Raw genomic sequence first — 13,541 nt, 5'->3', positions numbered from 1 at the left:
ATTATTTGATGAGTTCAACAGCATCCTTGTCATCAATCTCTGATACATAAACTTTGATCTTTTCCTTTTGAGAACTGGGAATATTCTTCCCAACAAAGTCAGCGCGGATTGGCAACTCTCGATGCCCACGATCCACTAATACTGCCAAATTAATACTCTTTGGGCGACCTAAGTCCATCACTGCAGAAAGTGCAGCCCGAACGGTTCTGCCCGTATACAATACGTCGTCAACCAGAATAACCCGTTTTCCTTCGATCGAAAAATTGATTTTGTTGTTGGACATTTTGACATCGCTACTCATTGCATCATGTTCAATATCATCGCGATAGTTCGTAATATCAAGTTCACCGACTGGAATTGAGACGTTCTCTAATTGTTGGAGCCGGTCGGCAATCCGATTTGCCAAAAAGATTCCCCGGGTCTTGATACCGATCAAAACTAAATCTTCAACACCCTTATTTTTTTCAACGATTTCATATGTGATTCTGGTTAAGGCCCGCTGCATAGCCATTTTATCTAATATTATCTTTCCCATTAATAAAAGCTCCTTAATTGAGTAACGTATATTCGTAAAGAATGCATCAAAATGCTATACCACTTCAGAATATGAAAACAACGCCGGATTGTCAAGATCCTAGAGCGTTGTTTAATCGTAAATTATTCAGTGTTTTTTCAAATATTGGTGGTAGCGGTGCTGAAAAGATCATTAATTCATGGGTTTTGGGATGTTCGAAACCCAGTTCCTGTGCATGTAAAAACTGTCCATTGCCCTTAATTGTTTTTCGGGGTCCATATAACGGATCACCAACAATCGGATGCCCAATATACTTCATATGGACTCGAATTTGGTGGGTCCGACCGGTTTCCAATCGGCATGAAATCAACGTATAGTCCGAGAACCGTTCCAGGACCTCAAAATGAGTAACGGCATGACGCCCATCGGAAACGATTGCCTGCTTTTTCCTATCTTTTGGAGACCGTCCGATTGGGGCATTAACCACACCGGAATCCTCACCTATTCGTCCATGAACCAACGCAACATATTTGCGCAGACTTTTCTGTTCTTTCAACTGCTGAGACAAATACTTATGGGCCGCATCATTCTTGGCAACCATGAGTAGTCCAGACGTGTCTTTGTCAATTCGATGAACAATTCCGGGACGATACTCGCCATTGATTGTCGAAAGCGGACTATGGTACAGCAATGCATTAACCAGCGTATGATCCGGATGACCAGGCGAAGGATGAACCACCATTCCCTGGGGCTTATTGACAACAATGACATCGTCATCTTCATAAACAATATCCAGGGGGATGTTCTCTGGTACCAAATCAATTGGCTGAGGTTTTGCATCTTCAATTGAAATCCGATCATTCTGTTTTACTTTGTACTTGGGCTTTTCAACCGTTCCATTTACAAGAATGTGGCCATCGTCGATCAAGTTTTTGGCCCGTGAACGGCTGATTGATGGATCAAGTTCGGAGATGATTTTATCTAAACGCCCCGTCGTGTCATTAATTACATATTCTTTCAAAATTACTGGTTACCTCGGATTAATTTTCCCTGATAATAGCAATTGCTAAAATCAATATTCCAAACGTCAAATACATATCAGCGCAGTTAAATATGGGAAAATTGATAAAATCCAATTGAAACATATCAACAACGTGATTATTAAAAATTCGGTCAATCACATTCCCGAGGGTCCCTGCGAGCAGGAGTCCCAGCCCAAATCGATATTGAACATTGGACCAGTACTTAAAGATAAAGTATGTCACAAGAACAGCCGCCAAAATTGCGATAACAACGAAAACAAGTTGATGGCCGGACAAAATACTCCAAGCAGCGCCGGTGTTATTAATCCGGGTAATTGAGAGTACCCCATTAACAACCGAGACTGATTGCCCAAGAGCTAAGCTGGCAACCACAAAATGCTTAACCAACTGATCGATTACAATTAAAACGATAATCCCTATGATATAAAGTACTGGCACAATATTCGCTCCTCTTAGAACAGGCCGGTAATTCGCCCGTCTTCATCAATATCCATGTCCAGCGCTGCCGGGTGAGTTGGCAGTCCTGGCATGGTCAAAATTTTTCCAGTCAAGGCAACGATGAAGCCTGCCCCTAATTTTAACTGTAAATCCGATACATGGATCTTGAAATCTTCAGGTGCACCAAGCTGTTTGGCATCATCAGTAAATGAATACTGAGTTTTAGCCATGCAGACTGGTAAATGGTCGTACCCTAACTTTTTAATCCGTTTTAAGGCATTCATAGCCTTGCTTGATAACTCAATGCCATCCCCGCCATAAATACGGGTAACAATTTGATTCATTTTGTCTTCGATTGCATCATCATCGGCGTATAATTCATGGAAGTCGGCAGACTGTTCACAAGCATCAATAACTTCTTTTGCAAGATCAATTCCGCCTTTGCCTCCTTCTGCCCAACTGTTAATAATTGTGCCGGTCACTTTTAATTCATTGCTGACATAATTTTGAAGATAAGTCAGTTCATCATCGCTGTCGGTTGCAAATTTGTTAATGGCAACAACAACTGGCTTACCATACTGCTGCATACCCTCAACATGCCGTTTCAAATTGACGACACCTTTTTTGAGGGCGTCCAGGTTTTCTTCATTTAATGATTTCTTGTCTGCTCCACCATTGAGCTTCAATGCCCGGACAGTTGCAACAACCACCACACAGTCAGGGGATTGTTTAAGTCGTGGTGTCACAATGTCCATAAACTTTTCGGCGCCAAGGTCAGATCCAAAACCGGCTTCAGTGATAGCGTAATCGCCAAAGTGAAGCGCAGCCTGGGTTGCCAAAATACTATTACAGCCATGGGCGATATTTGCGAATGGCCCGCCGTGAATGAAGGCTGGTGTATGTTCAATTGTCTGGACCAGGTTTGGCTTAATGGCATCTTTCAGCAAAAGGGTCAACGCACCTTGAACGTGTAAATCAGCTACTGTAACGGGCTGACGATCATAGGTATAGCCGATCAGCATTTTACTGATCCGTTCTTTGAGATCCTTCATGCTTGTTGCCAAACATAAGATGGCCATCAACTCACTGGCAACAGTGATATCGAAACCGTCTTGACGGGGAACTCCCGAAGTCCGGCCACCAAGGCCAACAACCACTTGCCGCAATTCCCGATCGTTAACATCCATCACACGTTTCCAAGTAATTTGACGTGGATCAATGTTCAACTGGTTGCCGTGTTGAATGTGGTTATCAATCAATGCAGCCAAAGTGTTGTTAGCTTCAGTTAGGGCGTCAAAGTCACCGGTAAAATGCAGGTTGATATCGTCCATTGGCACAACTTGTGCATAACCACCACCGGTAGCGCCACCCTTCATTCCCATGACTGGGCCAAGGGATGGTTCTCTGAGTGCCAAAACCACCTTTTTATGTAATTCGTTTAAAGCGTCACCAAGTCCGATTGTAACCGTAGTTTTGCCTTCTCCGGCGGCAGTCGGGTTAATAGACGTGACTAATATAAGTTTGCCCTTTGCTTTTTCAGTTCTGGGGTCAAAATTGATTTTTGCTTTATACTTACCATATTGTTCTATTTGATCTTCAGTGATTCCAATCTTACCGGCAATCTTTGTAATTGGTTCCATAGCAGTTTCTTGGGAAATTTCAACATCGCTCTTCATAATGAATAATGACCCTCCTAAAATAACTATCGACGGACAACAACGGCAGAATTATTTGTTGGAAATCAATTCTTTTAGTTCAATGACCGAATTGGCAGGTAAAATAAAACTGTAAATCTTCGTGTTAACAACAAATGCCAACTGATATTTTGACGTTGTCACATGAGTGATTTGATCCAAATTAACTGTCAGCCAGTGAGGATTGGTAATTCTGCTGACAACAAATTGATGGTCGTAAACATTGATACTCCGGAAATGTACCTCGGCCCAGACGATCACTGCAAATAACACGAAGAAAAATAACGTAATCCATTGAAAATGGGTTATTTCAAGCCAAATAATGACGCCAATGAAAAAAATGACAAAGGTCCAACTCCAACAAATAATACTGCTTAGTGGGCTTGGCTGATAAAAGAAGTGACGCTTTTGGGTTATCATGAGTAAACTCCTTAAAGAAAGTGTAGATAAATGATTAAATTATATACGGATGCAGCAGTGAATCAACATACAGGTCATACCGCAATTGGGCTTCTGATTGTCCATAACGGCAAACAGCTTCAACTAAAAGAGGTCATAGCGCCGACCAATAACCATGAAGCGGAATTCATTGCAGCAATTACCGGATTCAATAAACTGATTGAACTACATATCAATCCCTCTGAAATCATCTTTTTCAATACTGACAGCAAAATTGTTGCCGACAGTTTGAATAAACAATATGCAAAGCACTTCGAAAAGTACGTTGATGAACTGCTGGATTTACAAAGCCATTTCGATACCGTCGTCAACACATGGATCCCCGACAACCAAAATACAGGTGCTCACAATCTGGCTATTCAGGCACTACACGCGTCTAACTAATATAGAAACTAATCGGTTTGGTATAAAGATTCCAATCGTCAGTTACATTCCCCAGTGCAGCTTGAGCAAGAAAATAACCAATAATTGGTCCCGTCGTCAAACCTGATGATCCCAATCCTCCTCCAACCAAGAAGGATCCCATTGTGGGAATCGACCCGAAGAAAGGAGCAAAATCATCAGTGTAAGCTCGGGTGCCAACCCGCATTCCGGTAATCTGAGATTCTGATAAGGTATCAATAAACGCCTTCGCATTGTTAAAAAGCTCGGTTCGTGCTTCTGCTTTTGGCGTTAAATCAAATCCTTCGTCGTTCTCGTGAGTTGCACCAACAACCAATTTACCACCATTAAATGGGATGATATCGCTCATGCTTTCCGGCATCATGACGGGCATATTATCCCATTTGATGGCGGTATGAATTGTCATATCGATCAATTGGCCTTTTTGAGGTCGTACTTTAACATCCAATCCGAGAGGTTTCAGTGTTTCGCGCATCCATGCTCCGGTGGCAACAATGACAACATCATATTTTTGAACTCCAGATGAACTTTTGATAGTTCCATCCGGCAACACCGAAATTCGTTCACGTTCAACTTCAACGTTGTTGCTTTCTGCGCGCTTCAGCAGTTCGGTCACAAAATCAGCACCGTCAATTCTCGCCCCTCCGCTCACCATAACTCCTGCAGGGGCATGAGTTAGGATAGGCATTCTTCGTTGAACTGTCTTGGAATCAAGTAATTCAACCTGGCCCATTGCTGGTGTATGCTCAGCCTTAATCAGAGCTTCATGGTAAAGATTCAGTAAATCTGTCTCAGCTTTCCGCGTAACGATCGTACCGGTTTTACGATAGGCCTTATCGCTCAGCTGAGCTGCTTTAACCAGGCTTGGGTATAATTCCGCACCTCGCTTGGCTAACGCGTACCAGCGCTTATTTCGCCGCTTTGAGAGCCAGGGAGAAATAATACCTGAAGCAGCTTTGGTTGCCTGACCATGACCATCATCAAATAATGTCACCTGAACATCTTTGTTGCCTTGCAAATAACTCAAATAAAAGGCAGCAGTCGCTCCAATAATACCACCACCGATTATTGCAATGTGTCTAACCATCTGCCCACTTCTTTTCACCAAGTTGTTCTTATTTTAGCATATATTGGCGCTTATTTCGCCTGAATTTGGTCCAAGCTGCGCAAATCTCGAACTTTTTTACCCCAAAACTGAAAATAGTCCGTTCTTATCGAACCATTATACAGTTTTCGTCGTTTAGTAGCTTTGGCACCATAATACTTTTCAAAATCCAAATCAGAGGTTAAGAAATATTTTGACCAACTGGTTAACGGATTAAAGACTTTCCCCATTTGTTTGTACAATTCATGGGCGTGTTCTTCATCACTCATTCGTTGACCATATGGTGGGTTTCCGACAATAACACCATTAACTTTGTCAGTTTTGAAGTCAGCAACCGCCAATTGTTTAAAATGAATGTCGGCCAATAAGCCGGCCTCCTCGGCATTGCGTTTGGATATTTCGATCATATTACCGTCAATATCGCTTGCGGAGATATCCAATTCGATATCGTAATCGGCTTTGGAATCAGCCTCGTCCCGAACTTTTTGAACCATGTCGCCATCGATCCAGGGCCACTGCTCACAAATAAAGTCACGGTTAAATCCAGGGGCAATATTACGACCAATCATGGCCGCTTCAATTGGAATGGTCCCTGAACCACAGAATGGATCTAAAAATGGCATGTCAGGATACCAGCTGGTCAACATTACCAGGGCTGCAGCCATGTTTTCTTTAAGAGGGGCAGTTCCCTTCTCCACTCGATAACCCCGTTTGAAAAGGCTTGAGCCAGTCGTATCCATCGTGAGCATGACGTGATCCTTATTAATGGCAACTTCAAGTGGAAATTCGGCGCCGGTTTCAGGAAGTCTGGTATGACGGTGATAGGCAGTGCTCAATTCGTTCACAATTGCTTTTTTAACAATTGCCTGAGAATCAGGAACACTATGAAGTTTTGAGTTGCGGGATCGACCCTCAACTGGGAAAGCTGCGTCCATGGGCAGCATTTTGTCCCAGGCAATTGCTGTCGTTTGTTCAAAAAGTTCATCAAATGTTTGAGCGTCAAATTCGTCAACAATGATCTTGATTCGATCAGCTGTTCTCAACCAAAGATTGGTTTTAATAATATCTTTTTCGTCACCAGTAAATCTTACCCGGCCATTTTCAACCTGAACATCATATCCTAAATCGCGCATTTCTTTGCCGACCAGTGCTTCAATTCCTGCAGCACAGGTAGCGATTAAATTAAATTTCATATCATCCATCTCATTTCATTTTCTGGGTAACAAAAAAGTGGGAGCAAGCTCCCACTCAACCTGTTTGGTGTAAATCCCTGTAAGCCATGTTTTGTGCTTCTTACATCCCAGGACGATGTAACAAGTAGTAATCATCTATCTGAGAAATACCGAAATACTTCTCCCCCACACTTGGTTCATTTACCGTGTGTGAAGCTCCCCTACCAAAAGTTTGGGTTTCCCGCTCGAGGGGTTTACCGCGTTCCATCAGCATAGTTTCCTATGCTGTTCGTCACTGTGGCACCTTAGGGAATTAAAGCATAGCAAAGCCTTAGCCTTAATATCCGCCGTAACTCACAAAGAGTCCCCCGGCTTATTTTTTCACCGAGCACGAACACTACGGGCATCTCAGCCCGTGCGAGAATGGACTTTCCTCAGCCGTAAAAATACGACCGCAATTACTCAGGATTTACACCAGTTAGTTATATGCAAGCTTTAAAGCCTGTGTGAATCATTGGTATTATTATCAAGCTGTGATCCGAAGACACGTCTTTCGAGATTGGAAAGACGCTTTAAAATGTCCATATTGGTGGCACTTGACATTGGTTGGCTTGGTGCAGTTCTGGTTGGAGCTGTACCAGTGCCGGTTGACTGCATTGGCTGTGAACCTGAAACAGCAATCTGCTTGTTTAATTCGTCAACTTGGACTTTTAAGCGTTCATTCTCATCACTGAGAGACTGGAGTTCTTTGTTGAAAGTTTCGTAATCTTTAATAATGTCGTCCAAGAAACTGTCGACATCATTGGGATCATATCCACGCATCTTTTGTTTGAACTCTTTTTGAAGAATGTCCTTCGGAGTATAATTAATGTTTTCCATTTATGGGTTACACCTCACTATTTGCAACAAACCACCTAAAATAATATCATAAATTAGTCATCTTGAACACTATTATTCAAGTTTTCCTGATATTCATCCGCAGCGCTCTGTAAATCGTCGAAAGTAATCAGCTTGTACGGATATGGATGATTCTCTGCAAATTTTTTTATTTTGTCATAATCGTATTGCGATTTCCCTGGATTATCTAAATCATATATCAATAATGCTTGATCAGTATGACTTAGCATGAATTCTTGGTAATTTCTTAACTGTTGGGGTGATTGGTAAGGCTTATCAGACACTGAAGCTGAAAAATCTACTTTGGTTTTAAGCGCTTGAAGCTTGGCCTGGTTGTTTTCATTCCAGTTATTGCCAAACTCGGCAAATGGCAGCATCATTGACGTTTGAAATTCACCGGGGTATTCTTTCTTCAGACCCTGCCCCATTTCCAGGGACCATTGTTCAATCCCAAGCTGACCCCCGGAAATCAGCCAATCCATTCCATCGACGATCGCCTGTGATACTTCGCTTTTTAAAACCGAATCGATGACTTTTCGCTTTGGATCATCATCTTTAAAGATTCCTAATTCATAGCTGCGGTAGCCGGTTATCCACAAACGGCTCATGATATCACCCTTATGATAAAAGATTTTAAATAGACACTCTACTTGGTATAATAACATTATTGTAGTTATTATTAAGTTAAATGAAGTACAATATAACTATTCACAACAAAGGAAGCTAAAGTCCAATGACGATTAGATACCCGAATGGAAATCAGTTCCATGAACAGCCAGCCTCTTCGTCGATGCACAATGACTCGATTGATTTTTCAAATCGGGGAATGACTTTGGAAGACGAAATCAACAGGAGCAATGCATACTACCTACGTGAAGGAATTGCGGTTATTCATAAAAAGCCGACGCCAATTCAAATTGTTTCCGTTGATTATCCAAAGAGAAGTGCTGCCCGAATTAAAGAGGCTTATTTTCGTAAAGCCTCAACTACCGACTACAATGGTGTTTACCGTGGAAAGTACATTGATTTTGATGCCAAAGAAACCAAGAATAAAACATCGTTCCCACTCAAAAACTTCCACAAACACCAAGTTGAACATATGAGACAATGTCTTGAACAGCAGGGAATCTGTTTTGCCGTGATCAAGTTCATTTCTGACCAGACCGTCTATGTACTCAAAGCAACTGATTTGATAGAATATTGGGACAGTCAGTCAAACGGCGGTCGTAAATCCATTCCGCGAAAAATCATTGAGCAAAAAGGTTCCTTGATCCAATACAGGATCAATCCGTTATTGCCATATCTTCAGGCGGTTGATTCTTTCATCGAATAAGTTATGAAGGAGAACCCTATGTCACAGAACAATCCTAAGAACTCCCGCGCTGAAAAACGACGTGGCCGACAGTTCAGCAACACCCATAAAAAAGGTCCATTTCGTAGAATTTTTAAATGGGCTTTAATCCTAGTAGGAGCATTGTTTCTTTTTGGTGCCGGTCTATTTACATATTATGCGGCCAGTGCTCCTCGAATTACCCACTCCGCTTTAACCAGCGACAACTCGACCAAGTTCTACGATGCCAACGGAACAGTGATTTCACGATTGGGAAGTCAAAATCGGGACTACGTTAAATCAAATAAGATCCCCAGAACCCTCAAACGGGCAGTTGTTTCTATTGAAGACCGACGTTTTTATAAGCATCATGGCGTTGACCCCATTCGAATTGTTGGGGCTGCTGTGTCAAATTTGACCGGATCTTCTTTAGGGCTTCAAGGTGGAAGTACCCTTACCCAACAGCTGGTCAAGCTTTCAGTCTTCTCTACTGCTGCCAGCGACCGAACTTTAAAACGCAAGGCACAGGAAGCCTGGTTGGCAATTAAAGTGGAAAACCGTTATTCCAAGAGCCAAATTTTGGAATTTTACATTAATAAGGTCTATATGGGCAATGGCGTTTATGGGATGCAGACAGCGGCTGAATACTATTATAACAAGACACTTGAGCACCTCACACTACCCGAATTTGCATTGCTAGCCGGGATGCCGCAATCGCCAACCTTGTACAATCCGTATAAATATCCTCAGTATGCAACGAAACGACGGGACGAAGTCCTGGATGCCATGGTTAAAACCAAAGCGATCACTCAGCAGCAAGCCCAAAATGCAAAAAACACAAGTGTAAAGAGTCACCTTTCTTCGACTCATTCGAAAGCTCAAACCTCAGTAAAAACTTCGAAGTATATTGATTCTTATTTAAAACAAACCATCGAAGAATTGGAAGAAAAAGGTTATAAACCCAACCGTGGTCTGAAGGTCTATACTAATTTGAATATGAGTGCCCAAAAAAAGCTCTACCAAGTCAGCAACAACGATCCAACAATTGCCTACCCTAACAATCGTTTTCAGGTTGGGGCAACAGTGGTTAATGTGAACAATGGGCGAGTTGTCGCAATGCAGGGTGGCCGAAAGACTAAAGTCGCCTTTGGGCTCAACCGCGCAGTTCAGACGGGCCGGTCATCAGGATCAACTGCCAAGCCAATCATGGATTACGGCCCAGCGATCCAATACCTCAAGTACCCAACTTATCAGCCTGTGAAGGATACGCCTTATGTTTATCCAGGTACGGATAAATCGGTTTATGATTTTGATAACAAGTATCAGGGAACCATCACCATGAGAAAAGCCTTGGTTGAATCACGAAATATTCCAGCCATTAGAACGCTTGAGAACGTTGGTGTTCCTAAGGCAACCACATTTTTGAAGAATCTGGGGATGTCTTTTAGTAAACCATTGGAAATTCAAAACGGAATTGGTTTATATATTTCCTCAGAACAATTGGCTGCATCCTACGCCGCATTCTCTAATGGCGGAACGTACTACAAACCTTATCTTATTAGCAAAATCGTTCAGCCAAACGGCGTGACTCATAAATATCATAAAAAAGGTAAACGGGCTATGTCGCCTGCTACCGCGTTTATGATTACCAATATGCTCAAAGGTGTTATGACCAGTACAGATGGATCCGGAACAGCAGCGAAAGTTTCAGGCCTGTATGAAGCAGGAAAAACCGGGACAACCCAATATCCGGATGACTATTTAAACAAAGTTCCTGCAATGTCAACCATGGACTCATGGTTCTCGGGCTACACCAAAAACTATTCCCTGGCTGTTTGGACAGGTTATGATCATCAGTTTAAAGCAAACTCCTATGTAACATCGGCCCAAACAACAATTGCCCAACAAATTTATAAGAATGTCATGGGTTATATATCAGAAAATAAACCCAATAGCGACTGGACACAGCCAAGTGACGTTGTGGCAACCAATCGTGGCGGTCAGACAGAATACTATGTTGCCGGCTATCCTGGAACCGTCACTGATAACAGTTCCAACCAAACCACCAGCGGTTATACGACACAGAGCGGTTCGAGTTCCAGCTCCGCGGTTGTCACTCAGCCAAAAGAGAATGAAAGTTCAAGTAGCTCTGAAAGCACCAGTGGTACCTCTGAATCAACCCCATCCGAACAAAAGCCTAGTGGCGACGGTGGTAATAGTGGTTCAGGAACCGATTCATCTACCTCCAGCTCAACGGATACTGGTGATAACGGTGGAGGAACCACTGATAATAGCGGTAACACAACCGATAACGGCGATAACAACACACAATAATTATTCTGAACCAAATAGATTGTTAATGAATGATAGTCAAAACGAGGTTCGGTTTTGACTATCGTTTTTTATATACGAAAAAAGATCGACAATTTTTTTGTCGATCTTTTACTATTTATCAGAATTTCCAGATAAATTAATAAATGGAATGTCAGGACCGTCATATTCATTGGAAATGTCGGTTGACTGATTATTATGACGAGTCTTCTTATACGCTTCGATTTGCTGGGGTGATTTCAGATTCTTCTTATACCAATTGCTGATAATCCGATCCATATACTTAAGATTATAAACTTGATTTAAAACAGCTTCTTTTAATGCCATCAGGATAAGTTCCGGTGAGTAATGGTCGATGTCCAGCCATTGGCTGATGGACTCCATCTCAATCGGCGATAAGGTTCGACCGAACTCCTTTTCAATGCTTTCAAAAACTGCCTGTCGCTGAGTGCTGTCAACTATCTTATGAGTTGCCGGCGAGTCCGATGAATCATCAGTTTCAGAGCTCTTTACAAGTGCGAGCTTTTCATACATCGGCGTGAAATCATAGGCATCGACCTGCTGGCCTTCAATTGAAACCTGTGTAATTCTGGTTAGTTTCTTTTCAATCATTTGATGAAATAAATTAAATAACTGTTGTTCGGAATAACCGGTTTGTTTTTGGAGATCAGCCATTTCCGGCATCGGGATGAGCAGATCATGATTGCCCTTGATCAACAAATAAATAAACAGTTCCTGATTGCTGATGCCAATCTTGTGATAATGATTCAACAAGTAATTGTTAATTGTTGTCTGTCCATCATCAAGAATATGATGTGCATAATCATCCATTCAAATCACCTCGGATCATCACAAAATAATTTTACACATTCAATTTATGGGTAAATCCGGTTAAGCAGTCTTGGGAATGGAATTGCTTCACGAACATGGTCTTCACCGGTTATCCAGGTCAAAGCACGTTCAAGACCCAATCCAAACCCAGAATGAGGAACACTGCCATATTTACGCAGGTCCAGATACCATGAGTACTCTTTTGGATCCAATCCGGCTTTAACGATTTGATCATACAGATAATCGTAATCGGTGGCTCTTTCCGAACCGCCGATAATTTCACCGTATCCTTCAGGAGCCAACAGGTCGGCACAGATAACAACATCATCCCGAGTTGGATGCGGCTTCATATAAAACGGCTTAATTGCCTTTGGATAATTGATGACGAAGACAGGCTGGTTAAATTGATCAGCCAGGAAAGTTTCTTCCGGCGACCCGAAATCAACGCCCCACTCAAGATCAAAGCCACCCTTTTTAAGCATGTCAATGGCTTCATCATAACTAATTCGTGGATAAGGCAATACCGTGTATTTCTTGAGGACTTCAGGGTCACGGCCAAGGGTCTTTAATTCCATCTCACAGTTTTTAAGAACTCTGGTGACCAAATAGGCGATATAACGCTCTTGAACTTCCAAGCTCTCTTCTTGATGCATGAAGGCCATTTCAGGTTCAATCATCCAAAATTCAATCAAATGGCGACGGGTCTTAGACTTTTCAGCTCTGAAAGTCGGTCCAAATGAAAAGACTTTGCCGAAAGCTTCAGCACCAGCTTCTTCGTATAATTGTCCACTTTGTGAAAGATAGGCATCCCGATCAAAATATTCTGTATGGAACAAGGTTGTTGTGCCCTCCGGTGCACTACCAGTCAAAATTGGCGCATCAATTTTGATGAATCCCTCGTCATTGAAGAAATCATAAGTCGCTTTAATGACTTCGTTACGAATGCGCATCACTGCGTGTGGGCGACTGGATCTCAACCAAAGATGACGATGGTCCATCAGAAAATCAACCCCATGTTCCTTGGGTGTAATGGGATAATCATGCGTTTCAGAAATAACTTCTATCGTTTCAATTTCAATTTCGTAGCCAAACTTTGAACGGGAATCTTCATGGATAATTCCGGTAACCCACATACTTGTTTCCTGTTTGACTTCTTTTGCAAGTTCAAACGTTTCCGGAGTTACATTGTTTTTCACAACAACTCCTTGGAAAAATGCTGAACCATCGCGCAGCTGCAAGAAGGCAATTTTACCACTGGAACGTTTGTTAGTGAGCCAAACGCCAATTTTGACTTTTTCGTTCACATACTTTGGGGCGTCAACCAT

14 protein-coding genes and 1 other RNA gene are annotated in these 13,541 nt (G+C 42.2%); 3 read left to right on the top strand and 12 right to left on the bottom strand.

The window, feature by feature from the left end; genetic code table 11:
• Nucleotide 1: 1 nt before the first annotated feature.
• The 5 genes from pyrR to FD17_RS00120 all read right to left on the bottom strand — a co-directional run bounded on the left by pyrR (nt 2) and on the right by FD17_RS00120 (nt 4,109).
• Nucleotides 2-535: a bifunctional pyr operon transcriptional regulator/uracil phosphoribosyltransferase PyrR gene (gene pyrR, locus FD17_RS00140; RefSeq protein ID WP_013727896.1), complete on the bottom strand. Its 534-nt coding sequence runs from the start codon at nt 533-535 to the stop codon at nt 2-4.
• A gap of 91 nt (nt 536-626) precedes the next feature.
• Nucleotides 627-1,535, bottom strand: a complete 909-nt coding sequence (locus FD17_RS00135; protein WP_057822593.1) for an RluA family pseudouridine synthase — start codon at nt 1,533-1,535, stop codon at nt 627-629.
• Nucleotides 1,536-1,554: 19 nt separating this feature from the next.
• Entirely contained in the window at nt 1,555-1,995 is a 441-nt protein-coding gene (gene lspA, locus FD17_RS00130; protein WP_057822592.1) for a signal peptidase II, read from the bottom strand.
• A 14-nt stretch (nt 1,996-2,009) separates the two neighbouring features.
• On the bottom strand, nt 2,010-3,671 hold the full coding sequence (locus FD17_RS00125) for a formate--tetrahydrofolate ligase (protein ID WP_057822591.1): 1,662 nt from the start codon (nt 3,669-3,671) through the stop codon (nt 2,010-2,012).
• Between the two features lie 51 nt (nt 3,672-3,722).
• Nucleotides 3,723-4,109: an EbsA family protein gene (locus FD17_RS00120; protein WP_057822590.1), complete on the bottom strand. Its 387-nt coding sequence runs from the start codon at nt 4,107-4,109 to the stop codon at nt 3,723-3,725.
• Nucleotides 4,110-4,139: 30 nt separating this feature from the next.
• On the opposite strand from FD17_RS00120, the gene FD17_RS00115 reads away from it, so the two are divergent.
• On the top strand, nt 4,140-4,532 hold the full coding sequence (locus FD17_RS00115) for a ribonuclease HI family protein (RefSeq protein ID WP_057822589.1): 393 nt from the start codon (nt 4,140-4,142) through the stop codon (nt 4,530-4,532).
• Here the strand turns inward: FD17_RS00115 and FD17_RS00110 are convergent.
• From FD17_RS00110 to FD17_RS00095, 5 genes are all read right to left on the bottom strand, one after another.
• On the bottom strand, nt 4,525-5,637 hold the full coding sequence (locus FD17_RS00110; RefSeq protein WP_057822588.1) for an NAD(P)/FAD-dependent oxidoreductase: 1,113 nt from the start codon (nt 5,635-5,637) through the stop codon (nt 4,525-4,527). The genes FD17_RS00115 and FD17_RS00110 overlap by 8 nt on opposite strands.
• A gap of 50 nt (nt 5,638-5,687) precedes the next feature.
• Entirely contained in the window at nt 5,688-6,857 is a 1,170-nt protein-coding gene (locus tag FD17_RS00105) for a THUMP domain-containing class I SAM-dependent RNA methyltransferase (RefSeq protein WP_057822587.1), read from the bottom strand.
• A gap of 66 nt (nt 6,858-6,923) precedes the next feature.
• An RNA gene (gene rnpB, locus FD17_RS12970) (RNase P RNA component class B) lies at nt 6,924-7,297 on the bottom strand.
• Between the two features lie 25 nt (nt 7,298-7,322).
• Nucleotides 7,323-7,706, bottom strand: coding sequence for a cell division regulator GpsB (gpsB, locus tag FD17_RS00100; protein WP_057822586.1), 384 nt, complete (start codon nt 7,704-7,706; stop codon nt 7,323-7,325).
• A gap of 53 nt (nt 7,707-7,759) precedes the next feature.
• The gene (locus FD17_RS00095) at nt 7,760-8,332 is read right to left on the bottom strand and encodes an SLOG family protein (RefSeq protein WP_057822585.1); all 573 of its coding nucleotides are present in this window, start codon (nt 8,330-8,332) and stop codon (nt 7,760-7,762) included.
• Between the two features lie 125 nt (nt 8,333-8,457).
• Here FD17_RS00095 and recU point away from each other — a divergent pair, with 125 nt between their 5' ends.
• Both recU and FD17_RS00085 read left to right on the top strand, forming a co-directional pair.
• Nucleotides 8,458-9,057: a Holliday junction resolvase RecU gene (gene recU / locus FD17_RS00090; protein WP_057822584.1), complete on the top strand. Its 600-nt coding sequence runs from the start codon at nt 8,458-8,460 to the stop codon at nt 9,055-9,057.
• Between the two features lie 18 nt (nt 9,058-9,075).
• Nucleotides 9,076-11,388, top strand: a complete 2,313-nt coding sequence (locus FD17_RS00085; RefSeq protein WP_057822583.1) for a PBP1A family penicillin-binding protein — start codon at nt 9,076-9,078, stop codon at nt 11,386-11,388.
• 111 nt (nt 11,389-11,499) lie between these two features.
• Here the strand turns inward: FD17_RS00085 and FD17_RS00080 are convergent, their stop codons facing one another.
• Complete coding sequence (locus tag FD17_RS00080) at nt 11,500-12,216, bottom strand: DnaD domain-containing protein (RefSeq protein ID WP_057822582.1); 717 nt, start codon at nt 12,214-12,216, stop codon at nt 11,500-11,502.
• 44 nt (nt 12,217-12,260) lie between these two features.
• A complete protein-coding gene (asnS, locus tag FD17_RS00075; RefSeq protein WP_404819266.1) occupies nt 12,261-13,541 on the bottom strand; it encodes an asparagine--tRNA ligase in 1,281 nt (426 codons plus the stop codon).

This window comes from Lentilactobacillus sunkii DSM 19904 (assembly GCF_001435575.1).
Taxonomy (GTDB): Bacteria; Bacillota; Bacilli; order Lactobacillales; family Lactobacillaceae; genus Lentilactobacillus; species Lentilactobacillus sunkii.
This window is presented reverse-complemented; position numbering and strand designations above follow the sequence as displayed.